The 22791-nt window shown below is 68.0% G+C and carries 18 protein-coding genes; 13 read left to right on the top strand and 5 right to left on the bottom strand.

Features of this window, described 5'->3' with window-relative positions; all coding sequences use genetic code 11:
- Window positions 1-9 precede the first annotated feature (9 nt).
- The 6 genes from VEIS_RS05160 to VEIS_RS05135 all read left to right on the top strand — a co-directional run bounded on the left by VEIS_RS05160 (window position 10) and on the right by VEIS_RS05135 (window position 5478).
- The gene (locus VEIS_RS05160) at window positions 10-141 is read left to right on the top strand and encodes an entericidin A/B family lipoprotein (RefSeq protein ID WP_041949820.1); all 132 of its coding nucleotides are present in this window, start codon (window positions 10-12) and stop codon (window positions 139-141) included.
- Window positions 142-175: 34 nt separating this feature from the next.
- Window positions 176-826: a 3-isopropylmalate dehydratase small subunit gene (gene leuD, locus VEIS_RS05155; RefSeq protein WP_011808836.1), complete on the top strand. Its 651-nt coding sequence runs from the start codon at window positions 176-178 to the stop codon at window positions 824-826.
- A gap of 71 nt (window positions 827-897) precedes the next feature.
- Complete coding sequence (gene leuB, locus VEIS_RS05150; protein WP_011808835.1) at window positions 898-1971, top strand: 3-isopropylmalate dehydrogenase; 1074 nt, start codon at window positions 898-900, stop codon at window positions 1969-1971.
- Between the two features lie 425 nt (window positions 1972-2396).
- Window positions 2397-3311: a dihydrodipicolinate synthase family protein gene (locus tag VEIS_RS05145; RefSeq protein WP_011808834.1), complete on the top strand. Its 915-nt coding sequence runs from the start codon at window positions 2397-2399 to the stop codon at window positions 3309-3311.
- Window positions 3312-3366: 55 nt separating this feature from the next.
- Window positions 3367-4503, top strand: coding sequence for a branched-chain amino acid ABC transporter substrate-binding protein (locus VEIS_RS05140; protein WP_011808833.1), 1137 nt, complete (start codon window positions 3367-3369; stop codon window positions 4501-4503).
- 21 nt (window positions 4504-4524) lie between these two features.
- Complete coding sequence (locus VEIS_RS05135; RefSeq protein WP_011808832.1) at window positions 4525-5478, top strand: 4-hydroxyproline epimerase; 954 nt, start codon at window positions 4525-4527, stop codon at window positions 5476-5478.
- 11 nt (window positions 5479-5489) lie between these two features.
- Here VEIS_RS05135 and VEIS_RS28290 read toward each other — a convergent pair whose 3' ends face one another.
- From VEIS_RS28290 to ppc, 4 genes are all read right to left on the bottom strand, one after another.
- Window positions 5490-5672, bottom strand: a complete 183-nt coding sequence (locus VEIS_RS28290) for a hypothetical protein (RefSeq protein WP_157048404.1) — start codon at window positions 5670-5672, stop codon at window positions 5490-5492.
- A gap of 175 nt (window positions 5673-5847) precedes the next feature.
- Window positions 5848-6714: an HDOD domain-containing protein gene (locus tag VEIS_RS05130; protein ID WP_011808831.1), complete on the bottom strand. Its 867-nt coding sequence runs from the start codon at window positions 6712-6714 to the stop codon at window positions 5848-5850.
- Window positions 6715-6774: 60 nt separating this feature from the next.
- Window positions 6775-9153 (bottom strand): Tex family protein, encoded by a 2379-nt coding sequence (locus VEIS_RS05125; protein WP_041950550.1) that lies wholly within the window; start codon window positions 9151-9153, stop codon window positions 6775-6777.
- A 90-nt stretch (window positions 9154-9243) separates the two neighbouring features.
- Window positions 9244-12036, bottom strand: coding sequence for a phosphoenolpyruvate carboxylase (gene ppc, locus VEIS_RS05120; RefSeq protein WP_011808829.1), 2793 nt, complete (start codon window positions 12034-12036; stop codon window positions 9244-9246).
- A 106-nt stretch (window positions 12037-12142) separates the two neighbouring features.
- On the opposite strand from ppc, the gene hemC reads away from it, so the two are divergent.
- The 7 genes from hemC (at window position 12143) to galU (ending at window position 21417) form a co-directional block, all read left to right on the top strand.
- Window positions 12143-13180, top strand: a complete 1038-nt coding sequence (gene hemC, locus VEIS_RS05115) for a hydroxymethylbilane synthase (protein ID WP_011808828.1) — start codon at window positions 12143-12145, stop codon at window positions 13178-13180.
- Between the two features lie 5 nt (window positions 13181-13185).
- Entirely contained in the window at window positions 13186-14034 is an 849-nt protein-coding gene (locus tag VEIS_RS05110; RefSeq protein ID WP_011808827.1) for a uroporphyrinogen-III synthase, read from the top strand.
- Window positions 14031-15104: a uroporphyrinogen-III C-methyltransferase gene (locus VEIS_RS05105; protein WP_011808826.1), complete on the top strand. Its 1074-nt coding sequence runs from the start codon at window positions 14031-14033 to the stop codon at window positions 15102-15104. Before VEIS_RS05110 ends, VEIS_RS05105 begins: the two co-directional genes overlap by 4 nt.
- A 16-nt stretch (window positions 15105-15120) precedes the next feature.
- Window positions 15121-16416 carry a heme biosynthesis protein HemY gene (locus tag VEIS_RS05100; protein ID WP_011808825.1) on the top strand — a complete coding sequence of 432 codons (1296 nt, stop codon included), beginning with the start codon at window positions 15121-15123 and terminating at the stop codon, window positions 16414-16416.
- Window positions 16417-16675: 259 nt separating this feature from the next.
- Window positions 16676-17296 (top strand): VOC family protein, encoded by a 621-nt coding sequence (locus tag VEIS_RS05095; RefSeq protein WP_011808824.1) that lies wholly within the window; start codon window positions 16676-16678, stop codon window positions 17294-17296.
- Window positions 17297-17566: 270 nt separating this feature from the next.
- Window positions 17567-20485, top strand: a complete 2919-nt coding sequence (locus VEIS_RS05090; protein ID WP_011808823.1) for a valine--tRNA ligase — start codon at window positions 17567-17569, stop codon at window positions 20483-20485.
- A gap of 41 nt (window positions 20486-20526) precedes the next feature.
- Complete coding sequence (gene galU / locus VEIS_RS05085; RefSeq protein ID WP_011808822.1) at window positions 20527-21417, top strand: UTP--glucose-1-phosphate uridylyltransferase GalU; 891 nt, start codon at window positions 20527-20529, stop codon at window positions 21415-21417.
- Window positions 21418-21546: 129 nt separating this feature from the next.
- On the opposite strand, the gene VEIS_RS05080 is transcribed toward galU, so the two are convergent.
- Window positions 21547-22788, bottom strand: a complete 1242-nt coding sequence (locus VEIS_RS05080) for an MFS transporter (RefSeq protein ID WP_011808821.1) — start codon at window positions 22786-22788, stop codon at window positions 21547-21549.
- Window positions 22789-22791: the final 3 nt, after the last annotated feature.

Genomic DNA, 22791 nt, shown 5'->3' with positions numbered 1-22791 from the left:
AGGCACGCCATGACCAGGAGCGCCACCCTCATCGCCCTCACCCTCGCGCTGGCCTGCCTGCTGGCTGGCTGCAACACCGTCAAAGGAGTGGGCAAGGACATAGGCGAAGCCGGCAACGCGATCGAGCGGGCCGCACAATGAGCACCCCCGCAAGAACGCCCGAAGGACGCCCACCATGCAGAAATTCACGGTACTCCATGGCCTCGTGGCCCCGATCGACCGCGAGAACGTCGATACCGACGCGATCATTCCCAAGCAGTTTTTGAAGTCGATCAAGAAAACCGGCTTTGGCCAGAACCTGTTCGACGAATGGCGCTACCTGGACCATGGCGCGCCCGGCCAGGACCCGGCCAGCCGCCGGCCCAACCCCGACTTCGTGCTGAACCAGCCGCGCTACCAAGGTGCCGCCATCTTGCTGGCGCGCAAGAACTTTGGCTGTGGCTCCAGCCGCGAGCACGCGCCCTGGGCGCTGGAGCAGTTCGGCTTTCGGGCCGTGATCGCGCCCAGCTTTGCCGACATCTTCTTCAACAACTGCTTCAAGAACGGCCTGCTGCCGATCGCGCTACCCGCAAGCGCCGTGGACCAGTTGTTCCACGAAGTGCTGGCCTTCCCTGGCTACCATCTGACCATCGACCTGGAGCGCCAACTCGTCGTGCGCGCACAAGGCGCCCAGATCGCGTTCGATGTGCAGCCGTTTCGCAAATACTGCCTGCTCAACGGCTTTGACGACATCGCGCTGACCCTGCGCCAGTCTGACAAGATCAGGGCCTTCGAAGCGCAGCGCCTGGCCACCAAGCCCTGGCTGGCGCGGACCATGATGCGTTGAACAAGAAACACAACCCAAGCCTCTGGCGCAGCATTTACCTGCACCAGAGGCTATTGAAAATGTAGCGACCCATGAAAATCGCAGTTTTGCCGGGTGACGGCATAGGCAAGGAAATCGTCGCCGAGGCCGTCAAGGTGCTGAACGCGCTGGGGCTGAAGTTCGAGCTGGAATCGGCCCTGGTGGGCGGCGCCGCTTACGAAGCCCATGGCCACCCGCTGCCCGAATCGACGCTGCGCCTGGCCCGGCAGGCCGACGCCATCCTGTTCGGCGCCGTCGGCGACTGGAAATACGACCAGCTCGACCGGTCGCTGCGCCCCGAGCAGGCGATCCTGGGTCTGCGCAAGAGCCTGGGCCTGTTTGCCAACTTTCGCCCCGCCATCTGCTACGAGCAACTGGTGGGCGCATCGAGCCTCAAGCCCGAACTGATCGCGGGCCTGGACATCCTGATCATCCGCGAATTGACCGGCGACATCTACTTCGGCCAGCCCCGCGGCCGCCGCCAGGCGGCAGATGGCCCTTTCCCCGGCGCGCAAGAAGCCTTCGACACCATGCGCTACAGCAGGCCCGAGATCGAACGCATCGCCCATGTGGCCTTCCAGGCCGCCCGCAAGCGCAGCAAAAAGCTCACCAGCGTAGACAAGGCGAATGTGCTGGAGACCTCCCAGTTCTGGAAGGACGTGCTCACCGAAATCCATGCCCAGTACCCGGACGTGCAGTTGCAGCACATGTACGTCGACAACGCCGCGATGCAACTCGTCAAGGCGCCCAAAGCATTCGACGTGGTGGTCACCGGCAACATGTTCGGCGACATCCTCTCGGACGAAGCCGCGATGCTCACCGGCTCCATCGGCATGTTGCCCTCGGCCTCGCTCAACGGCAGCCAGCAGGGCCTGTACGAGCCCAGCCACGGCAGCGCCCCGGACATCGCCGGCAAGGGCCTGGCCAACCCGCTGGCCACCATCCTCTCGGCCGCGATGATGCTGCGCTACAGCCTGAACCAGCCAGCCGCCGCCGGGCGCATCGAAGCAGCGGTGCAAAAAGTGCTGGCCCAGGGCTTGCGCACGCCGGACATCCACAGCCCGGGCACCACCCGGGTGGGCACGGCGCAAATGGGCGATGCGGTGGTCCAGGCCCTGACCACCTGACCATCCGCCGATCACCGCCTGGCATCACGCGCATCACGCGCCAAAATAGCCCTTGACATAGCCCAAAGCCTTGGACAGTTGCCCGGCAGCCTCCAGCACCCGTGGCGCCAACACCTCAGAGCGGGGCTTCGATCCGGAACGCCTTCCTGCCAGGGGGTTTTTCAAGCGCAAGGCGTGGCCGCATGCAGCCGCGCGCCAACCAGCGCTGGCATGAAAGATGCTCGTCACACTTTGCCGCTTTGCCCGGTGCCACGATACGAACCATGACAAACCCTGACCAGGGGGCCACGGACATTCGACTACCATACCCTGTCGTCTTTGCACCTCCATACCTGCGCACGCCCCTCCGTTGCAGGCCACAGCATGTCGGCCCTCGCCCTTCAGCCCCTCGGTCCCGTTGCGCCACTTTGCAAAAAATCCCGCCCATGAGCAGTCCCCGCTGGCAAGGCATTTTCCCCGCCATCACCACCAAGTTCCACGCCGATGAAAGCCTCGATGCCGAAGGCACGGCCCGCCATATCGACTTTCAGATCCGCAACGGCATCCATGGCCTGGTCACCTGCGGCTCGCTCGGCGAAGCCAGCACCCTGACGCTGGAAGAAAAGCTCGAAGTGGCCAGGATTGCGCTGCAGGCCGCCGCCGGCCGCGTTCCGGTGCTGGCCAATGTGTCCGAAACCAGCACCCGCGAAGCGCTGCGCTACATCGATGGCGCCAACCGGCTCGGGGTGGCCGGCTTCATGGTGATGCCATCGGTGATCTACGTGGCCGATGCGCGCGAAGCCATGCTCAACGTGCGCACCATGGCCAAGGCCGCACAGCAACCGATCATGGTCTACAACAACCCCGTGGCCTACCGCGTCGACCTCAAGCCCGAGCACATGCTGGAGCTGGCCGACTGCGAGTGGATCAGCGCCATCAAGGAAAGCAGCGACGACATTCGCCGCATCACCGATCTGCGCAACACCGTGGGCCAGCGCTACCAGCTCTTCCTGGGCGTCGACGACCTGGCCTACGAAGGCCTGGCCCTGGGCTGCGATGGCCTGCTGGCCGGCGTGGGCTGCGCCTTCCCGCGCGAGACCGTGGCGCTGTACGAACTGATGAAGGCCGGCCGCTTTGCCCAGGCCCTTGCGCTGTACCAGTGGATGACGCCCATGCTGCACCTGGATGTCTCGACCAAGCTGGTGCAAAACCTCAAGCTGATCGACGTGCTGGTGGGCGTAGGCACCGAGCATATGCGCCGCCCGCGCCTGCCGTTGATCGGCCCGGAGCGCGCTGCCATCGAACGCATCGTCCGGCACGCGCTGGACACGCGCCCCGCCGAATACCGGTCGCTTGCCTGACACTGTGACCGCCCCTTTCCCAACCCCCCATCCCACCCTCCCGCAAAGACCTGCCATGACACAAAAAACCGGACTCATGATCTCCGCCACCTTGGCGACACTGACGCTGCTGTCGGCGACGGCGCTGGCGCAAGAGCAGCGCGTCGCGATCGGCCACACCGGCCCCCTGTCCGGCCCGAATGCATTCGCCGGCAAGGACAACGAAAGCGGCGTGCGCCTGGCCATTGAAGAGCTCAATGTGAAAAAGATCATGGTCGGGGGCAAGGTGCTGAAGTTCGATCTGGTCTCCGAAGACGACCAATGCGACGCCCGCACCGGCGTCAGCGTCGCGCAAAAGCTGATCGACAGCGGCATCCAATACGTCATGGGGCCTTATTGCTCGGGCGTGGCCATTCCTGCATCGCGGGTGTACAGCGAAGGCGGGGCCATGCTCTCGACCGTGGCCACCAACCCCAAGGTGACCGAAAGCGGCTACAAGAACCTGTTTCGCATCACCGCCGGCGACACCCAAATCGGCTCGAACATGGCGGCCTATGCGGCCAAGGTGCTCAAGGTGACCCAGGTCGCCGTGATCGACGACCGCACCGCCTACGGCCAGGGTGTGGCCGAGCAGTTCGCCAAGGATGCCAAAAAGCAGGGACTGACCCTGGTGGGCCAGGAGTTCACCACCGACAAGTCCACCGATTTCCTGTCCATCCTGACCAGCCTCAAGGCCCGGCAGCCGCAGGCGATCTTTTTTGGCGGCTACGCGCCGCAGGCCGCGCCGATGGCGCGCCAGATGAAGCAACTGGGCCTGCCCGCCAAACTGCTCGGCGGCGACACCCTGTGCAGCGTCGAGGTCGGCAAGCTCGGCGGTGATGCGGTCAACGACACCGTCATTTGCGCCCAGGGCGGCTCGATGCTCACCAAGGTCGCCGACGGCCCGGCCTTCATGGCCAAGTACAAAGCGCGCTTCAACCGCGACCCCGATGTCTATGCGGCCTCGTTCTACGACCAGATGATGTTCATCGCCGAGTCCATGCAAAAGACCCAATCGGTACAGCCGGACAAGGTCGGCGCGCAAATGTACCAATCGAGCTACCAGGGCGTGGCCACCACCTATTCCTACGACGACAAGGGCAACCTGAAACAGGCGCCGATCACGGTGCAGATCTTCAGGAACGGCCTGCCCGTGCCGCTGGGCAGCTATTGACATATTGCAGCCCGGCATCTCATGCGACGCATACGGGTGCTCGACTCCCACACCGGCGGCGAACCCACGCGGCTGGTGCTCGACGGCTTTCCTGATTTGGGCTGCGCCAGCATGGCCGAGCGCCGCGCGCTGCTGGCCGGCCAGCATGACGCCTGGCGCGCGGCGACGGTGCTGGAGCCACGCGGCAACGACGTCATCGTCGGCGCGCTGCTCTGCCCGCCCGTAGACCCGGCCAGCGCCGCCGGCGTGATCTTCTTCAACAACACCGGCTACCTTGCCATGTGCGGCCACGGCACCATCGGACTGGTGGCCTCGCTGGCTTACCTGGGCCGCATCGCGCCCGGCGAGCACCGCATCGAAACGCCGGCCGGCACCGTCGGCGCCACGCTGCACGAGGATGGCTCGGTCAGCGTGCGCAATGTGCCGGCCTACCGGCTGCACCGCCAACTCGCGCTGCAGGTGCCGGGCCAGCGCAGCGTGGTCGGCGATGTGGCCTGGGGCGGCAACTGGTTCTTTCTGGTGTCCGAGCATGGCCAGCGCGTGGCCAGCGACAACCTGCCAGCCCTGAGCCACTACACCAGCGCCATCCGGCAGGCCCTGCAAACGCAGGGCATCCGTGGCGACGACGGCGGCGCGATAGACCATATCGAACTCTTTGCCGACGACGATCGGGCCGATAGCCGCAACTTCGTGCTGTGCCCGGGCGGGGCCTACGACCGATCACCCTGCGGCACCGGCACCAGCGCCAAGCTCGCCTGCCTGGCCGCCGACGGCAAGCTGCAACCCGGCCAAATCTGGCGCCAGGCCAGCATCATCGGCAGCCAGTTCGAGGCCAGCTATGCGCTGGCGGACGGCCAGCCCCGGCACGGGCGCGCGCAGATCATCCCCACCCTGCGCGGCCGCGCGCACATGAGCGCCGAAGCCACGCTGCTGATCGAAGACAGCGACCCCTTCGGCTGGGGCATCCGGCCCTGAACAGACGACGGTCACGATGCGGCGCGGGCCGTCGAGACGCCGCCGAAGCGTTCAAAGCCGGGGATGACGGTATCCGCCAACGGGTCCAGCAGCGCATCGAATGCCTGCCGCGCCTTGCCGTTCCCGGGCGTTCCTGGAGCTCGCGCCCGAATTTCGCGGTGAATTCGACGCTCTGCCCATTGCCCATTGCCCATTGCCCATTGCCTATTGCCCATTGCCTGCTGGCGGCCACTGCCCACGGTGCGCGCCCGACGCCGGTCTGGGCAGGAGGGGCCGCGCGGCGGCGCTCGGGCGCGAACCCGGCGTTCACGCGATCGGCCTGCGCCCGGGGCGCACGGTCTGGTCTGCGGGGATTCCGTGCGCGGCGCGCTATATATCCAAATCGTGATCGGCGGCCACGGATTGGACGCTCCAGTCGATCGGGTCTTGTTGCAGCACCATGTCGATGTCCAGGCCCAAGGCCAGGCCGATTTCATCCGGGAAGGACACGGCGATTGCCTTTTCGCTCATTTCGGCCTCGCGGGCACGGGCGCGCCAAGCGGCCAGGTGCAGGATGCCTGCGAGCGGCTCATAGACTTGGTTGTCAAACGGCGCGCTCTGGTGCTGCAAGGCGTCGATCACCACTTCGGGCAATTGCCAGCGGCGCGCGCAGCCGGCCGTCACATGGCCGTAGTTGTAGCCCAGGATGCGCTGCTCGATCTTGTCGCGGCGCGGGTCGAACGGCGCCACCAGGGTATTGACCGCCTGGGCCTTTTCCGGGTCGGCCAGGTGGATCACCAACTCACCGAGCGCATGCAGCAGGCCGGCGGTGTAGGCGGCCACCTGGTTCTGGTGCGCGATGCCGGCCAGTGAGCGGGCCAGCCTGGCGGTGTTGCTGCTGTAGCGCCAAAACTGCCGCATGTTCACGCCCCGCACCGAACGCGCGCTGCCCAGTGGCGCCGAGGTGCCCAGTGCGCGCAGTTGCTCCTGGCCCAGCAGCGCCAGCGCTTCGGGAATGCCCGCGATCTGGCGCGGCAACCCGATGGCCGACGCATTGGCCTGCTCCAGCAGCCGGGCGGCGAGGGCCGGGTCGGTGCCAAAGATCTGGTTCAGGCGCCGCAGGCAGGGCGGCTCGTGGGCCAATTCGCTCATCAGCAGCGCCACGGCGCGCGGCAGGCTGGGCAATGCCGTCGAGTAGGCCACGACCTGGGCCGCCGGATGGGCACCGGCCTGGGTCAGCAATGCGTTCGGCTCCATGGAATGAGGGCGCCAGTGGTTCGGGTGCTGGCGATTATGGACTGCGGGGTCGCCGATCTGCTATCCGCCCGGCGACCTGTTCCTGGCCTGTTGCAACTTCGCAAATGCCGAGGCCATCGCCGACTGCGGCGCCGGCCCGGGCGCACGGCGCTGCGGTTGCTGGTTGCGCGCTGGCGCTGCATAGCGGTTGTCGCGCGGCGCATGGCGCTCGCCGGCCGGGCGCGCTGGCGCGGCGTCGAGCTTCATCGTCAGGGCGATGCGCTTGCGCGGCAGGTCCACCTCCAGCACCCGCACCTTGACGATGGCGCCGGTCTTGACCACTTCGCGGGCGTCGTTGACGAACTTGTGCGCCAGTTGGCTCACATGCACCAGCGCGTCCTGGTGCACGCCCAGGTCGACGAAGGCGCCGAACTGGGCCACGTTGCTGACCGTGCCTTCCAGCACCATGCCCTCCTTCAAGTCCGTGATGTCTTGCACGCCGTCGTTGAAGCGGGCGACCTTGAAGTCCGGGCGCGGGTCGCGGCCGGGCTTTTCCAGTTCGGCCAGGATGTCCCGAACGGTGATGAGGCCGAATTTTTCGTTGGCAAACAGTTCCGGCCTGAGCGTCTTGAGCATGTCGCAGCGGCCCATCAGTTCGGCCACGGGTTTGCCGGTGCGGGCCATGATCTGCTCGATCACCGGGTAGGTCTCGGGGTGCACGCCGGTCATGTCGAGCGGGTTCTCGCCGCCACGGATGCGCAAAAAGCCCGCGCTCTGCTCAAAGGTCTTGGCCCCCAGGCCGGCCACGTCCAGCAGTTGCCGGCGGCTCCTGAATGCGCCATGGGCCTCGCGCCAGCACACCACGGCTTTGGCCACGCTGGCCGACAGGCCCGAGACGCGGCTCAGCAGGGGCACGCTGGCGGTGTTCAGGTCCACGCCCACCGCATTCACGCAGTCTTCCACCACCGTGCCCAGGGTGCGGGCCAGTTCGCTTTGGTTCACGTCGTGCTGGTACTGGCCCACGCCTATGCTCTTGGGGTCGATCTTGACCAGTTCGGCCAACGGGTCTTGCAGGCGGCGCGCAATGCTGGCGGCGCCACGCAGGCTGACGTCGACATCGGGCAGTTCCTGCGATGCGTATTCGCTGGCCGAGTACACCGAGGCGCCGGCCTCGCTGACCACCACTTTGTCGATCGCGCGGCCTTGCCCGGCAGCCTGCGCGATCAGGTCGGCGGCCAGTTTGTCGGTCTCGCGGCTGGCGCTGCCGTTGCCGATGGCGATCAGGCTCACGCCCTGCTTTTCGGCCAGCCGGGCCAATGTGCGCAGCGCGCCGTCCCAGTCGCGGCGCGGCTCGTGCGGGTAGACGGTGGCGGTTTCCACCAGTTTGCCGGTGGTGTCGACCACGGCCACTTTGACGCCGGTGCGGATGCCCGGGTCCAGCCCCATCACCACACGGGGGCCGGCCGGCGCGGCCAGCAGCAGGTCGCGCAGGTTGTCGGCAAACACTTTGATGGCCACCTTTTCGGCCTCCTCGCGCAGGCGGGCAAACAGTTCGCGCTCGGTCGAGAGGCTGAGTTTGACGCGCCAGGCCCAGGTCACGCATTTGCGGATCAGGTCGTCCGCCGGGCGGCCCGCATGGCTCCAGCCCAGGTGCAGCGCGATCCGGCCTTCGGCGACGCCGGGCTGGCCAGGCCCGGGCTCGACGGGCAGCGCCAGCCGCGCTTGCAGGATCTCCAGTGCGCGCCCGCGGAATACGGCCAGCGCGCGGTGCGAGGGCACGCGGCCTATCGGCTCGTCGTATTCGAAGTAGTCGCGGAACTTGGCCACTTGCGGGTCGTTGTCGTCCTTGCCGTCGAGCTTGCGGCTGCACAGCAGGCCATCGGCCCAGAGCCATTCGCGCAGGCTTTGCACCAGCCGGGCGTCTTCGGCCCAGCGCTCGGCCAGGATGTCGCGCACCCCGTCGAGCACGGCGGGCACGGTGGAAAAATCGGCCTCGGGCTTGCCATCGGCCGACAGTTGCGCCGGCCGGATGAAGGCGAGGGCTTCTTGCGCAGGGTCCAGCCCGGGGTCGGCCCAGAGCTTGTCGGCCAGCGGCGCGATGCCGGATTCGCACGCGATCTGGCCCTTGGTGCGGCGTTTTTGCTTGTACGGCAGGTACAGGTCTTCGAGTTCCTGCTTGGTGGGCGCGGCGGCGATCGCGGCGCGCAGCGCGTCGGTGAGCTTGCCCTGTTCGGCGATGCTCTTGCTGACGGCGACGCGGCGCTCTTGCAGCTCGCGCAGGTACGCCAGGCGCGCTTGCAGTTCGCGCAGTTGTATGTCGTCCAGCGTGCCGGTCGCCTCCTTGCGATAGCGCGCGATGAAGGGCACCGTGGCACCCGCGTCGAGCAGTTCCACCGCTGCGCGCACCTGTGGTTCCCCAACCCTGATTTCTGCGGCCAACTGCCGAATGATCTGCTGCATCTGCATCTGCGCATCTGTGGAGCGCCAGAAAAAACACGAAGCGCGCGAGTGTGCCACACGCCACACGCGCAGCGCGGGGCGCCGCGCCCGTCACCCGGTATTGCGCAGCCCTGCGGCGATCCCGTTGATCGAGATGTGGATTCCGGTCTGCACGCGCTCATCATCCTGGCCGGCACGCCAGCGGCGCACCAGTTCGACCTGCAAATGGTGCAGCGGGTCGATGTATGCGAAGCGGTGCTTGATGGAGCGCGCCAGCGCGCTGTTGTGCGCCAGGCGCTGCTGGTCGCCGGTGATGCGGCTGAGCGCATCGGCGGTGCTGTGCCATTCGGCCTCGATGGCGGCAAAGACCTTTTTGCGCAAGCGGGCGTCGCTGACCAGTTCGCTGTAGCGCCCGGCCAGCGCCAGGTCGCTCTTGGCCAGCACCATGTCCATGTTGGACAGCAGCGTGCGAAAGAACGGCCATTGGCGGTACATCCTTTGCAGCAATGCCAACTGTGCCCCGGGGGTCTTGCCTTGCAGGTTCACGAAGGCCGCCACCGCCGCGCCAAACCCGTACCAGCCGGGCAGCGTCAGCCGGCATTGGCCCCAACTGAAGCCCCAGGGAATGGCGCGCAGGTCTTCGATCTTCTGGCTGGCCTTGCGCGCTGCGGGGCGCGAGCCGATGTTGAGCTCGGCGATCTCGCGGATCGGCGTGGCGTTGAAGAAGTACTCGGTGAACCCCGGGGTCTCATACACCAGCGCGCGGTAAGCGGCCATGCTGGCCTGCGAGAGTTGCCCGGCCGCTGCCAGAAAGGTCTTGGGCGCCGGCTTGGTCGGTTGCAGCAGCGTGGCTTCGAGCGTGGCGGCGACCAGGATTTCGAGGTTGCGGCGGCCGATCTCGGGGTTGGCGTACTTGGAGGCGATGACCTCGCCCTGCTCGGTCAGCCGGATCTGCCCGCGCACGGTGCCCGGGGGCTGCGCCAGGATGGCCTGGTAACTCGGGCCGCCGCCCCGGCCCACGGTGCCGCCACGGCCATGGAACATGCGCAGTTGGATGCCGTGGCTGGCGGCCAGCTCGTCGAACAGTTGCACCAGCGCAATCTCGGCGCGGTACAGCTCCCAGTTGCTGGTGAAGATGCCGCCGTCCTTGTTGCTGTCGGAGTAGCCGAGCATGATGTCCTGCTCGCCCCCGCTGCGTTGCACCAGCGCTGCCACGCCGGGCAAGGCGTAGAACTCGCGCATGATCGGCGCGGCGTTGCGCAGGTCGGCGATGGTCTCGAACAGCGGCACGACGATCAGCTGGTTGCGCGCTGCGGCATCATCGAGCGTGCCGCTCATCAGGCCCACCTCCTTGTGCAGCAGCAACACCTCCAGCAGGTCGCTCATGGTCTCGGTGTGGCTGATGATGTAGTGGCGTATCGCCTCGGCGCCAAAGCGCTCGCGCAGCGCGCGGGCGGTCTCGAAAATCGCCAACTCGCCCTGCGCATGCGCCGAATACCGCGCGCCGACGACGCGCAACGGGCGCGCATCGTTGAGCAGCCGGATCAGCAGCGCGCGCTTGCCGGCTTCGGGCAGATCGGCGTAGCGCTCCTGGACGCGGGCCGTGGCCAGCAGTTCGGCCACCACCAGCTCGTGCTTGTCGGAGCTTTGGCGCAGATCCACCGTCGCCAGGTGAAAACCGAACACCTGCACGGCGCGGATCAGCGGGTGCAGGCGCCCTGCGGCCAGCGCCGCGCCATGGTGCGCTGTCAGCGAGTCCTCGATCACGCGCAGATCGGCCAGAAACTCCTGCGCACTGGCGTAAGCGTTCTGCGGCGCGACCGCATGGCGCGCCGCCTCGCCGCCGGTCAGCGCCTTGAGCGTCGCGGCCAGGCGGGCGTAGATGCCGGTCAGCGCCAGGCGGTAGGGTTCGTCCTGGCGATGCTCGTTGCGGTCGGGCGAGCGCAGCGCCAGCGCCTGCATCGGGGCCGAGACCTGCACCAGGCGCGTAGACAGCGAGAGCTCGCCGCCCAGGTAATGCACCTCGGTCAGGTAGTGGCGCAGCGCCACCTCGGCCTGGCGGCCCAGCGCGTATTGCAGGGTCTGCGCGGTGGCGTTGGGGTTGCCGTCGCGGTCGCCGCCAATCCACTGGCCCATGCGCAAAAAACTGTGCACCGGGTGCTGGCCGAGCGCGTTTTCCAGCGCGGCATAGATCTCGGGGATCTCGCGCAAGAAGGTGGCCTCGTAATAAGACAGCGCGTTCTCGATCTCGTCGGCCACCGTGAGCTTGCTGTAGCGCAGCAGCCGCGTTTGCCAGAGCTGGGTCACGCGGGCGCGCAGCAGGGCCTCGTTGGCGGCCAGCGCGCGCGGGGTCAGCGCATCGTTGGCGCCGTCGTACAAGCGGGCGCGCGCCTGGATGTCGTCGCGCTCGGCCAGCAATTGGGCGATGCTGCGCTCGGCGTCGAGAATGCTCTTGCGCTGCACCTCGGTCGGGTGGGCCGTGAGCACCGGGGCCACATGGCTGCCGGCCAGCGTCTGCGCGATGGTCTGGGGCGCAATGCCGGCCGCGCGCAGGCGCGCCAGGGCCAGTTCGATGCTGCCCTCCTGGGTGTCGCCGGCGCGCTCGTGCACCGCGCGGCGGCGAATGCGGTGGCGGTCTTCGGCCAGGTTGGCCAGATGGCTGAAGTAGGTGAAGGCGCGGATCACCCCCACCGTCTGCCCGGTCGACAGCGACTCGAGCAGCTTCTTGAGCGCGCGGTCGGCCTCCTGGTCGGCATCGCGGCGAAAGCTCACCGAGAGTTTGCGCACCTGCTCGACCAGCGCGTAGACCCGGGGCCCCTCCTGCTCGCGGATCACGTCCCCCAGGATGCGCCCGAGCAGGCGGATGTCGTCCATCAGCGGCAGATCCTTGTCGGCTGGTTGCATGCGGTATCTCCGGCAGGGACTCGAAGGGGAGGGTGGAGGGCGGGGGCGGTTCCGGCGCGCGCCATGCTAGCATCGCCGGCCCCATGATGACCCGCAGGTGACGAACTTGAGCCGCACGCGCCCCTCTCCGATCGTCATCGCCACGCGCGCCAGCCGCCTGGCCCTCTGGCAGGCCGGGCATGTGCAAGCCCTGCTCCAGGCCCGGGGCCACAGCGTGCAACTGCTGGGCATGACGACCCGGGGCGACCAGATTCTGGACCGCTCGCTGTCCAAGGTGGGCGGCAAGGGGCTGTTCGTCAAAGAACTGGAAGCGGCGCTCGCCGAAGGCCGCGCCGACATCGCCGTGCATTCGCTCAAGGACATGCCGATGGAACTGCCCGCCGGCTTTGCGCTGGCCTGCGTGCTCGAACGCGAAGACCCGCGCGATGCCTGGGTCTCGCCGCAATACGCCACGCTCGAAGCCCTGCCCCCGGGCGCCGTCGTCGGCACCTCCAGCCTGCGCCGCCAGGCGCTGCTGCAAGCCCTGCGGCCCGACCTGCGCATGGAGCCGCTGCGCGGCAACCTCGACACGCGCCTGCGCAAGCTCGACGCAGGCCAGTACCAGGCCATCGTGCTCGCGGTCGCCGGCCTCAAACGCCTGGGGCTCGAAGCACGCATCCGCGCCCCGTTCGCGCCCGCCGCGCTGCTGCCCGCCGCCGGCCAGGGCGCATTGGGCATCGAAGTGCGCAGCGAGCGCCAAGACCTGTGCGCCGCGCTGGCCGCGCTGGCACACCAGCCGAGCTGGCTGGCCGTGGCTGCCGAGCGTGCCGTGAGCCGGGCCATGGGCGGCAGTTGCTCCATGCCGCTGGCGGCATATGGCCAGTTCCATGGCGCCGTGCTGCAGCTCGATGCCGCCTGGGGCGACCCGCAGGGACAAGCCCCCCTGGTGCGCGCGCAAGCGAGCGCCACCGTCACCACGCTGGCGCAGGCCGAGGCCCTGGGCAGCGCGCTGGCCCGGCGCCTGTGTGCGGACGGTGCCCGGCCCCTGGTTCCGGTGCACGATCCGGCCCACGGTCTGGTGCACGATCCAGTCCACGATTTGGCCCATGACCTGGGCCACGACCTGGGCCATACCCCGGCCGATGGCCTGAGCCATCGCCGCTGAGCGCCATGACCGTGGCCCGGGTGATCGTCACGCGGCCCGCCCGCGAGGCCGCGCACTGGGTGGCGCAACTGGGCGCGCATGGCATCAGCGCCGCCGCGCTGCCGCTGATCGCCATCGCCCCCTGCACCGACCCCGCCGCGCAACAGGCGCTGCGCGCCGCGCGCGCGCAGCTTGCGCACCAGCGCCCACCCTACCGGGCGCTGATGTTCGTCAGCAGCAACGCCGTCGCCCATTTCTTTGCCTCCGATGAGGGACCACTGGCGCCGGCAGCGCAGGCGCTCGGCGCCACGAAAACCAGGGCCTGGGCGCCCGGCCCCGGCACCGCCTGCGCGCTGCTGCAAGCCGGCATTGCGCGCCAGTGCATCGACCGCCCGGCGCCCGAGGCCGCGCAGTTCGACTCCCGGGCGCTGTGGCAACAGGTCGCCGCGCAAGTCCGGCCCGGCGACCGCGTGCTGATCGTGCATGGCCGCAGCCGGGGCGCCCCTGCCAGCGCACAAGACCACCAGGGCCGCCAGGGCCACCAAGGCCGCGACTGGCTGGCACGCCAGATCGGCGCAGCCGGCGGGCAGGTGCAATGGCTGCCGGCCTACGAGCGCAGCGCGCCCCGGCTCAGCGCGGCCGAGCTGACGCTGGCACGACAGGCAGCGCAGGACGGCTCGGTCTGGCTGCTCAGCAGCGCCGAAGCCCTGGCCCACCTGGCAACGGCCCTGCCCGCCCAGCGCTGGACGGCAGCGCAGGCCCTGGCCACGCACCCGCGCATCGCCCAGGCGGCCCGGGCAGCGGGCTTTGGCCGCGTTCGGGAATGCCGCCCGGCACTGCGCGAGGTGCTCGCCTCGATAGAATCGGCCGCATGAGCCCCGTATCGTCCGCCAACGATCCGCCCCCCGCCGCATCGGTCTTTGCCACCTGGCGCAGCAGTCTGGCCATCACCGTGCTGGGCACCATCGCCGCAGCCGCCGCGCTGAGCAGCGGCATGCTGTGGCAAAAGCTCGGCGCCATCCAGGAACAACTGGCCCGCCAGTCGGCGGAATCGGGCGCGCTGGCCATCGAGGCCCGCACCATGGCCCGGCAGGCGCAAGAACTGGTGCGCGAGAGCGCTGCCAGGCTGTCGGTCGCCGAAACCCGGATCAGCGAAGTGGCGCTGCAGCGCAGCCAGCTCGAAGAACTGATGCAGAGCCTGTCGCGCTCGCGCGATGAGAACCTGGTGGTGGACATCGAATCGGCCGTGCGGCTGGCGCAACAACAAGCGCAGCTCACCGGCAGTCTCGAACCCCTGGTGGCCGCGCTCAAAAGCGCCCAGCAGCGCATGGAACGCGCCGCCCAGCCGCGCCTGGCCCCGGTGCAACGCGCGATGGACAACGACCTCGATCGCCTGGGCCGCGCCAGCGTCACCGACACCGCCGGCCTGCTGGCCCGGCTCGACGATCTGGTGCGCCAGGTCGACGAGCTACCGGTGCAAAACGCCGTGGCCCAGGTCGCGGCCGGCAGGCGGCAGTCCGGCCTGTCTGGCGCCACCCCTGCCGCGCAGCCGGCCCACCAAGGCCGGCCGGCCTGGTGGCACGCGGCGCTGCAAAACGGCTGGGAAGTGGTGCGCGACGAGGTCCGGGGCCTGGCCCGGGTCAGCCGCATCGACCAGCCCGAAGCCATTTTGCTGGCGCCCGAACAGGGCTTTTTTCTGCGCGAAAACCTCAAGCTCAAGCTGCTCAATGCGCGCCTGGGCCTGCTGGCGCGCCAGTTCGACGCGGCCCGGGCCGACCTGAACGCCGCCACCGCCGCATTGAACAAGTATTTCGACCCCGCATCGCGCCGCACACAATACGCGGCCTCGATGCTGCAACAGGCCCAGGCCGGCATGAGGGCCGCCCCGTTGCCGCGCCTGGACGAAACCCTCTCTGCGCTGGCCACGGCCGCCGCAGGGCGCTGAAGGCGGACCGCCCCCGATGCGCGCCGCCCTGTGGCTCCTGAGCTTGTTTGCCGTGGCCGTGGCCGTGGCGCTGTTTGCCGGCAACAACCAGGGCACGGTCACGCTGTACTGGCCGCCCTACCGCATCGACCTGTCGCTAAACCTGGTGCTGCTGCTGCTGGCCTGCAGCTTCGCCATATGGCACGCGGCGCTGCGCGCATTGGCCGCGCTGCTGGAATTGCCGCGCCAGGCGCGCCGCTGGCGCCAGCAGCAAAAAGAGCGCGCCATGCACGGCGCGCTGCTCGATGCGCTGACCCATATGCTCGGCGGCCGCTTCCTGCGCGCGCGCAAGACCGCCGCGGCCGCGCTGGCGCAAGAACAGGCCCTGGCCGCCAGCGGGGCCGCCGCCACGCCCCATGCGCGCCAACTGCGCGCGCTGGCCCACATGATTGCCGCCGAATCCTCGCATGCGCTGCAAGACCGCGCGCTGCGCGAAAGCCACTGGCATCGAGCCCTGCAACAGACCCCGGCCGGCGGCAGCGCGAACGAGCAGGAACTGCGCGAAGGCATACAGATGCGCGCCGCGCACTGGTCGCTCGACGAGCGCGATCCGGACGCCGCGCTCGAACGGCTCGCCGCCCTGTCGCAGGGCGCCGCGCGGCGCACGCTGGCGCTGCGCATCAAACTCAGAGCCGCGCGGCTGGCGCGCCAGACCCAAGAGGCGCTCGACACCGCGCGCCTGCTGGGCAAGCACCGCGCGTTCTCGCCCGACGCCGCACAAAGTCTGGTGCGCAGCCTGGCCACCGAACTGATCCACGGCGCGCGCGACAGCGCGCAGTTGCAGCAGATCTGGCAGGGGCTGGAAAGTGCCGAGCGCCAGATGCCCGAACTGGCCATCCACGCCGCCCGGCAATTGGCCGCATTGGGCGGCGCTGCCAGCCAGGTGCGCGCCTGGCTGCTGCCGGTATGGGAGCGCATGCTCGAACAGCCCGGCGCACTGACCGACCAGCACGCCCTGATGCTGGTGCAGACCCTGGAGGCCGCCGGACTCGATGCGCTCGACGCCGCCTGGCTGGCGCGCATCGAATCGGCCCAGCAGGCCCAGCCGCGCGATGCCCGGCTGCAATACCTGGCCGGCATGGCCTGCCTGAAACACCAGTTGTGGGGCAAGTCCCAGCAGTTGCTGACCCAGGCCAGCCAACAATTGACCGACGCCAGCCTGCGCGCCAGCGCCTGGCGCCACCTGGCCGAACTGGCAGAGCAGCGCGGCGACGACAGCGCCGCCGCCAGCGCCTGGAAAAAGGCCGCCGGCAAGGCCCTGGAGGAACCATAGGAGGTCACACTTGCGGCTTGCGGCTTCCGGCAAGAGGGCATTGCGGCATCCGGCGCCGATCTTTCCAAAGGCATCGATCCGCTGGCGCACATCTGCCACTTCTTCTTTCGCATACCGGTGCATGATCGGCGCTACCGCCGATTTCCAGGCAACGAAACCACCGACGCCATCCATGGGCGACCGAAGCACCCGGCCGCGAGCGGCCCGAGGGCACAGGCAGTCGCCAAGCATCCACCCGCCTGAAGAAAGGAGCTTTCGCATGACCGCTGCCCGCCCACCCGATCCGGCCACCCTGCCCGCGCCCGCCGCGATACAGCAGTTGCACCACTACGCCTACAGGGCCCGCGACGCCGAGGAAACGCGCCAGTTCTACGAGGACATCCTGGGCCTGCCGCTGTACCACATCATCCAGAGCGACTATGTGCCCAGCACCGGCGAGTACTGCCCCTACACCCATTTCTTCTTTCGCCTGCGGGACGGCTCGTTCATCGCCTTCTTCGACCTCGGCGACGACATCAAGGCCGAGCCTTCGCCGAACACCCCGCTGTGGGTCAACCACATCGCGCTGCGCGTGGACACGCTGCAGGAGCTGCAAGACACGCGCCAGCGTCTGCAAGCGCATGGCATCGAGGTGCTCGGCGTGACCGACCACCATATCTTCAAGAGCATCTACTTCTTCGACCCCAACGGCATCCGCCTGGAACTGGCGGTCCAGTTGGCCGACGCCGAGCAGATGGCCCGGGACAGCCGCGTCGCCCACGCCCGCCTGAGCGAATGGACGGCGCGCAAACGGCAATGGCGCAAGGACCGCGCGGCGGGCAACGCGCCAGCAGCGCTGCGGCCCGGGCAGAACGACCGGCCGGAGTTGCTCCCCGGGTGAGGCGGCCGCCAGCGGTCCATGGGGGTCCATAGCGGCCCATATCGACGCTGGCGCATGGTTTGCCTTGCATGGTTTGCCTTCACAGTCAGCTATGTAAAAGATAGCAAACCAGGGCCTGCGCAGGTCACGGCCCGGGGTGAGGGCGCAGGTCCGTCCTTTAGAATGCCCGCTCCACCCCTGCTGCATGTTCAGGCGCGCTCGGCGGCGGCCTCCTGCACTGCCCTGTCTGCACTGCCGTCTGCCTGATCTACCCTTTCTGCCTTGACCCCCATGAGTTCGCCCCTGCAACAACCCGGTCTCGACAGCCTGTCGAAGTCTTTTGAACCCGCCGCCCTGCAAGCCCGGTGGGGCGCTGAATGGGAGCGTCGCGGCTATGGCGTCGCAGGGTTTCGGGGCAGCGGCGCGCCCCGGGCGGACGCTGCGGCGTTCTCGATACAGTTGCCGCCCCCGAATGTGACAGGCACGCTGCACATGGGCCATGCGTTCAACCAGACCATCATGGACAGCCTGACGCGCTACCACCGCATGCGCGGCTTCAACACCCTGTGGCTGCCCGGCACCGACCATGCCGGCATTGCCACGCAAATCGTGGTCGAGCGCCAGTTGCAGGACCTGGGCCTTCGCCGCCACGACCTGGCCCCCACCCCGGCCGAAGCGCGCGAATGCTTTGTCGCCAAGGTCTGGGAGTGGAAGCAACGCTCGGGCAACACCATCACCACGCAGATGCGCCGCCTGGGCGACAGCGTGGACTGGAGCCGCGAATACTTCACGATGGACGACAAGCTGTCGAAGGTGGTCACCGACACCTTCGTCACGCTGTACGAGCAGGGCCTGATCTACCGTGGCAAGCGCCTGGTCAACTGGGACCCCCAACTGCAATCGGCCGTGTCCGACCTGGAGGTCGAAAGCGAAGAAAAAGACGGCTGGCTATGGCATATCGCCTACCCGCTGGCCGATGGCTCGGGCCGGTTGACGGTGGCCACCACCCGGCCCGAGACCATGTTCGGCGATGTGGCGCTGATGGTGCACCCCGAGGACGCGCGCTACCGGTCGCTGATCGGCAAGAGCGTGCTCCTGCCGCTGTGCGAGCGCCAGATCCCGGTGATTGCCGACGCCAGCGTGGATCGGGAATTCGGCACCGGCGTGGTCAAGGTCACACCGGCGCATGACCAAAACGACTACGCCGTGGGCCAGCGCCACCAGTTGCCAATGATCGTGGTGCTGACGCTGCAAGCCAGCATCAACGACAACGCGCCGGCAAAGTACCGCGGCCTGGACCGCTTCGTGGCGCGCCAGGCCGTGCTCGCCGATCTGCAAGCCTGCGGCGCCCTGGTCGAAACCCGGGCGCACAAGCTCATGGTGCCGATCTGCACCCGCACCGGCCAGGTGGTCGAGCCGATGCTCACCGACCAGTGGTTCGTCGCGCTGAACAAAGTCTCCAGCCAAGACCCCGGCGGCCAAAGCATTGCGCAAAAAGCGCTGGCCGCCGTGGCCAGCGGCGCGGTGCAGTTCGTGCCCGAGAACTGGGTCAACACCTACGACCAGTGGCTGAACAACATCCAGGACTGGTGCATCTCGCGCCAACTGTGGTGGGGCCACCGGATTCCGGCCTGGTACGACGAAGACGGCCGCGTGATCGTGGCCCGCAGCGCAGCGCAGGCGCAAGCGCTGGCCCCCGGCAAGACACTGCGCCGCGACGAAGACGTGCTCGACACCTGGTACTCGGCCGCCCTCTTGCCGTTCAGCACCATGGGCTGGCCGGACCAGGGCCGCAACGCCAGCGCCACCGGCGACTTCGACCTCTACCTGCCCTCCAGCGTGCTGGTGACGGGCTACGACATCATCTTCTTCTGGGTCGCCCGGATGATCATGATGACCACGCATTTCACGGGCCGCGTGCCGTTCCGGCAGGTCTACATCCACGGGCTGGTGCGCGACGCGCAGGGCAAGAAAATGTCCAAGTCCGAAGGCAATGTGCTCGACCCCGTCGACCTGATCGACGGCATCGCGCTGCAACCCTTGCTCGACAAGCGCTGCACCGGCCTGCGCAGGCCCGAAACCATTCCGCTGGTGCGCGAGAACACGCAGCAGGAATTCCCCGCCGGCATACCGGCCTACGGCGCCGACGCGCTGCGCCTGACCTTCGCCGCGCTGGCCAACCTGGGCCGCAGCATCAACTTCGACAGCAAGCGCTGCGAGGGCTACCGCAACTTCTGCAACAAGCTGTGGAACGCCAGCCGCTTCGTGCTGATGCACTGCGAAGGCCAGGACTGCGGCCTGGCCCGGCACAGCCAGCAACACAGCGCGCCAGCCGGCCAGCCCGGCGGCCCGGCCCCTGATGGCGACCTGGCGTACAGCCTGGCCGACCGCTGGATCATCTCGCTGCTGCAACAGACCGAGGCCGAGGTGGCAAAAGGCTTTGCCGAATACCGGCTGGACAACGTGGCCAACGCCATCTATGACCTGGTCTGGAACGAGTTCTGCGACTGGTACCTGGAAATCGCCAAGGTGCAGTTGCACAGCGGTGGCGCCGCCGAACGGCGCGCCACGCGCCGCACGCTGATCCGCACGCTCGAAGCCATGCTGCGCCTGGCCCACCCCATCATCCCGTTCATCACCGAAGCGCTGTGGCAAACCGTGGCCCCGGTGGCCGGTCTGCCGGGCGAATCGGTCAGCATTGCGCACTACCCGCAGGCCCGGCCCGAGAAGATCGACCCGGCCGCGCTGGCCCACATGGATCGCGTCAAGGCCCTGGTGGCGGCCTGCCGCACCTTGCGCGGCCAGATGAACCTCTCGCCCGCGACCCGGCTGCCGCTGTACACCACGGGCGCGGCCGAATTCATGCGCGGCACGGCGCCGGTGCTGCAAGCCCTGGCCAAACTCAGCCAAGTGCAGGTCTTCGATGACGAAGCCGCCTGGGCCGCCGCCGCGCAGGCGGCCCCCGTGGCCGTGGTCGGCCCGATCCGCATCTGCCTGCACATGCCGATCGACGTGGCGACTGAAAAAGCGCGCCTGGCCAAGGAAATCGCGCGCATCGAAGACGCCATCGCCAAGAGCCAAGCCAAATTGGGCCATGCCGCCTTTGTCGCCAAAGCCCCGCCCGCCGTGCTGGCCCAGGAGCGCCAGCGGCTGGCCGACTTCGTGGCAATGCGGGGCCGATTGAGCGATCAACTGGCGCGCCTGGGCTAAAGACCACATGCCACGGGCCGACCCGCCCTGAAGTAACAGCCATGACCGTCGCCAGCACCATCCGCAAAGCCGTGTTTCCCGTCGCCGGCCTGGGCACGCGCTTCTTGCCCGCCACCAAGGCATCGCCCAAAGAGATGCTGCCGGTGGTGGACAAGCCGCTGATCCAGTACGCCGTGGAAGAAGCCTACGCCGCCGGCATCCGCCACATGATCTTTGTCACGGGCCGCAGCAAACGCGCCATCGAAGACCATTTCGATACCGCCTACGAGCTCGAAGCCGAACTCGAAGCCGCCGGCAAGCATGAGTTGCTGGCCCTGGTGCGCTCCGTGCAGCCCGAGGACATGGATTGCGCTTTTGTGCGCCAGCCCCGCTCACTGGGCCTGGGCCACGCCGTGCTGTGCGCCGAACCGCTGGTGGGCCAAGAGCCTTTTGCCGTGCTGCTGGCCGACGACCTGATGGTGCCCCCGCCGGGCGGCCAGCCGGTGCTGCAACAAATGGCCGCCGCCTTTGGCCAGCAAGGCCGCTCGGTGATCGCCGTGCAAGAAGTGCCCGCAGACCAGGTGCACCGCTACGGCATCGTGGCCGGCGAACCTGCCGGCGGCCCCCTGATCCGCATCGAGCGCATCGTCGAAAAGCCCAAGGCCCACGCCGCCCCGTCGCGCATGGGCGTGGCCGGCCGCTACATCCTGACACCGGCGATATTCGAGCAGATCCGCCACCAGCCGCAGGGCGTGGGCGGCGAGATACAGCTGACCGACGGCATCGCCCGCCTGCTGCACAGCGAGGCCGTGTACGCCTTCCAGTACCAGGGCAAGCGCTACGACTGCGGCAGCAAGCAAGGCTTTTTGCAAGCCACGGTGGAACTGGCGCTGCAACACCCCCAGGTCGGCGCGCCGTTTCGCGACTACCTCCGGGCGCTGGATTTGACGTGAGACGCGGCTGTAGGCTGCATGATCGGCAGCGCGCTCCACTGCCGCCAAAAACCGCTGTCACCCGGGCGCCGAAGGCTTTGCGGGTGAGCGCAGCGGGCGCGACGACGGGCCGGTGGCCAACCACGGCCTCTACGTTTGCGTTTGCGTTTGCGTTCCCGGTTCCGTTGCGAAGTAAAGCAACGCAAGAACGGGCAAGGCAAAACCGATACAGCAGGTGAGCCACCACCCGGCCTCGGCATAGGCCCACCCGCCCAGACCCGACCCAAGTGCCCCGCCAATGAAGAAAGTGCTCATGTAGAGTCCGTTCAGCCGCGCCCGAAGTGCGGGATCGAGCCCGAAGATGGCGCGCTGTCCCAGCGTCATGTGGGCCGACACCCCAAAGTCCAGAACCACGGCAGCAACGACCAGAAATGCCAGCCTCCAATGCGAGCCGGGCTCTCCGATCGAGGTCATGAGAAACGCCCCTGCGACAGCCAGCATGGCCGCCCACGTGGCGATGCGCGTCCAGCCGCGGTCCGCGACCCGGCCCGCGATCGGTGCCGCAATGGCACCGGCCACGCCGGCCAGCGCAAAGAGCGCAATTTCGCCCTGAGACAGATGGAACGACTCCGTGAGCAACAGCGGCGTCGTCGTCCAAAAGAGGCTGAAGGCGCCGAACAGGCAAGCGTGGTACAGCGCCCTGCGCCGAAGGACTGGCATCGTCGTTGCGATCCGCCCCATCGATGCCAGAAGATCCGCGTAGCGCAGTCTGGAAGTGGGAACACGTCGCGGCAGCATCCACCCGAGCAGCAGGGCAAGTCCCGCCATGGCCGAGCCGGACAGCATGAACACGACATGCCAGGACGACAGTTGGGTGATGAAACTCGCGACAGGCCTTGCCAGCATGATGCCAAGCATGAGCCCGCTCATCACGTTGCCCACCACGCGGCCCCGCTCCGCCTCTGGTGCCATGTGGGCGGCGTAGGGAACCAGCACCTGCACAGCCACCGTGCCCAGTCCCACGAACAAGGAGGCGGCGAGAAAGAACCCGGGTTGGGTCGAAGCCCCTGCCGCCAAGAGAGCCACTGCGGCGAGCACGACCAGGACCAAGGTCAGGCGGCGGTTCTCGAACAAGTCCCCGAGCGGAACGATCAACAACAGACCGGCACCGTAGCCGATCTGGGTCATCGTCACGATCAGTCCCGTGGCGGCGCGCGGCAACCCCAAAGACGCGCCAATCAAGCCGACCAGTGGTTGCGCGTAATAAATGTTGGCCGCCAGCAGACCGCAGGCTGCAGCGAGGAAAACCGTCATCCAGGAGGACAGATGCGTCGAAGCGCGTGGAATCTTCTGATCTGGTGGTTGCAAGAGGCTATTGGTATTTGGCTTCATATT

It is taken from the genome of Verminephrobacter eiseniae EF01-2 (assembly GCF_000015565.1).
Classification (GTDB): Bacteria; Pseudomonadota; Gammaproteobacteria; order Burkholderiales; family Burkholderiaceae_C; genus Acidovorax; species Acidovorax eiseniae.
Note: the sequence above shows the minus strand (reverse complement) of the source record. Positions and strands in the feature narration are given on the sequence as shown.

Coding starts and splice junctions, on each gene's coding strand:
- ppc (WP_011808829.1), bottom strand. CDS start 12,036: ATGCAACCAGCCGACAAGGATCTGCCGCTGATGGACGACATCCGCCTG.
- VEIS_RS05105 (WP_011808826.1), top strand. CDS start 14,031: ATGAGCCCCGTATCGTCCGCCAACGATCCGCCCCCCGCCGCATCGGTC.
- VEIS_RS05130 (WP_011808831.1), bottom strand. CDS start 6,714: ATGGAGCCGAACGCATTGCTGACCCAGGCCGGTGCCCATCCGGCGGCC.
- VEIS_RS28290 (WP_157048404.1), bottom strand. CDS start 5,672: ATGGGCAATGGGCAATGGGCAGAGCGTCGAATTCACCGCGAAATTCGG.
- leuD (WP_011808836.1), top strand. CDS start 176: ATGCAGAAATTCACGGTACTCCATGGCCTCGTGGCCCCGATCGACCGC.
- VEIS_RS05125 (WP_041950550.1), bottom strand. CDS start 9,153: ATGCAGCAGATCATTCGGCAGTTGGCCGCAGAAATCAGGGTTGGGGAA.
- leuB (WP_011808835.1), top strand. CDS start 898: ATGAAAATCGCAGTTTTGCCGGGTGACGGCATAGGCAAGGAAATCGTC.
- VEIS_RS05080 (WP_011808821.1), bottom strand. CDS start 22,788: ATGAAGCCAAATACCAATAGCCTCTTGCAACCACCAGATCAGAAGATT.
- VEIS_RS05110 (WP_011808827.1), top strand. CDS start 13,186: ATGACCGTGGCCCGGGTGATCGTCACGCGGCCCGCCCGCGAGGCCGCG.
- VEIS_RS05140 (WP_011808833.1), top strand. CDS start 3,367: ATGACACAAAAAACCGGACTCATGATCTCCGCCACCTTGGCGACACTG.
- VEIS_RS05145 (WP_011808834.1), top strand. CDS start 2,397: ATGAGCAGTCCCCGCTGGCAAGGCATTTTCCCCGCCATCACCACCAAG.
- VEIS_RS05160 (WP_041949820.1), top strand. CDS start 10: ATGACCAGGAGCGCCACCCTCATCGCCCTCACCCTCGCGCTGGCCTGC.
- VEIS_RS05095 (WP_011808824.1), top strand. CDS start 16,676: ATGACCGCTGCCCGCCCACCCGATCCGGCCACCCTGCCCGCGCCCGCC.
- VEIS_RS05135 (WP_011808832.1), top strand. CDS start 4,525: ATGCGACGCATACGGGTGCTCGACTCCCACACCGGCGGCGAACCCACG.
- VEIS_RS05100 (WP_011808825.1), top strand. CDS start 15,121: ATGCGCGCCGCCCTGTGGCTCCTGAGCTTGTTTGCCGTGGCCGTGGCC.
- VEIS_RS05090 (WP_011808823.1), top strand. CDS start 17,567: ATGAGTTCGCCCCTGCAACAACCCGGTCTCGACAGCCTGTCGAAGTCT.
- galU (WP_011808822.1), top strand. CDS start 20,527: ATGACCGTCGCCAGCACCATCCGCAAAGCCGTGTTTCCCGTCGCCGGC.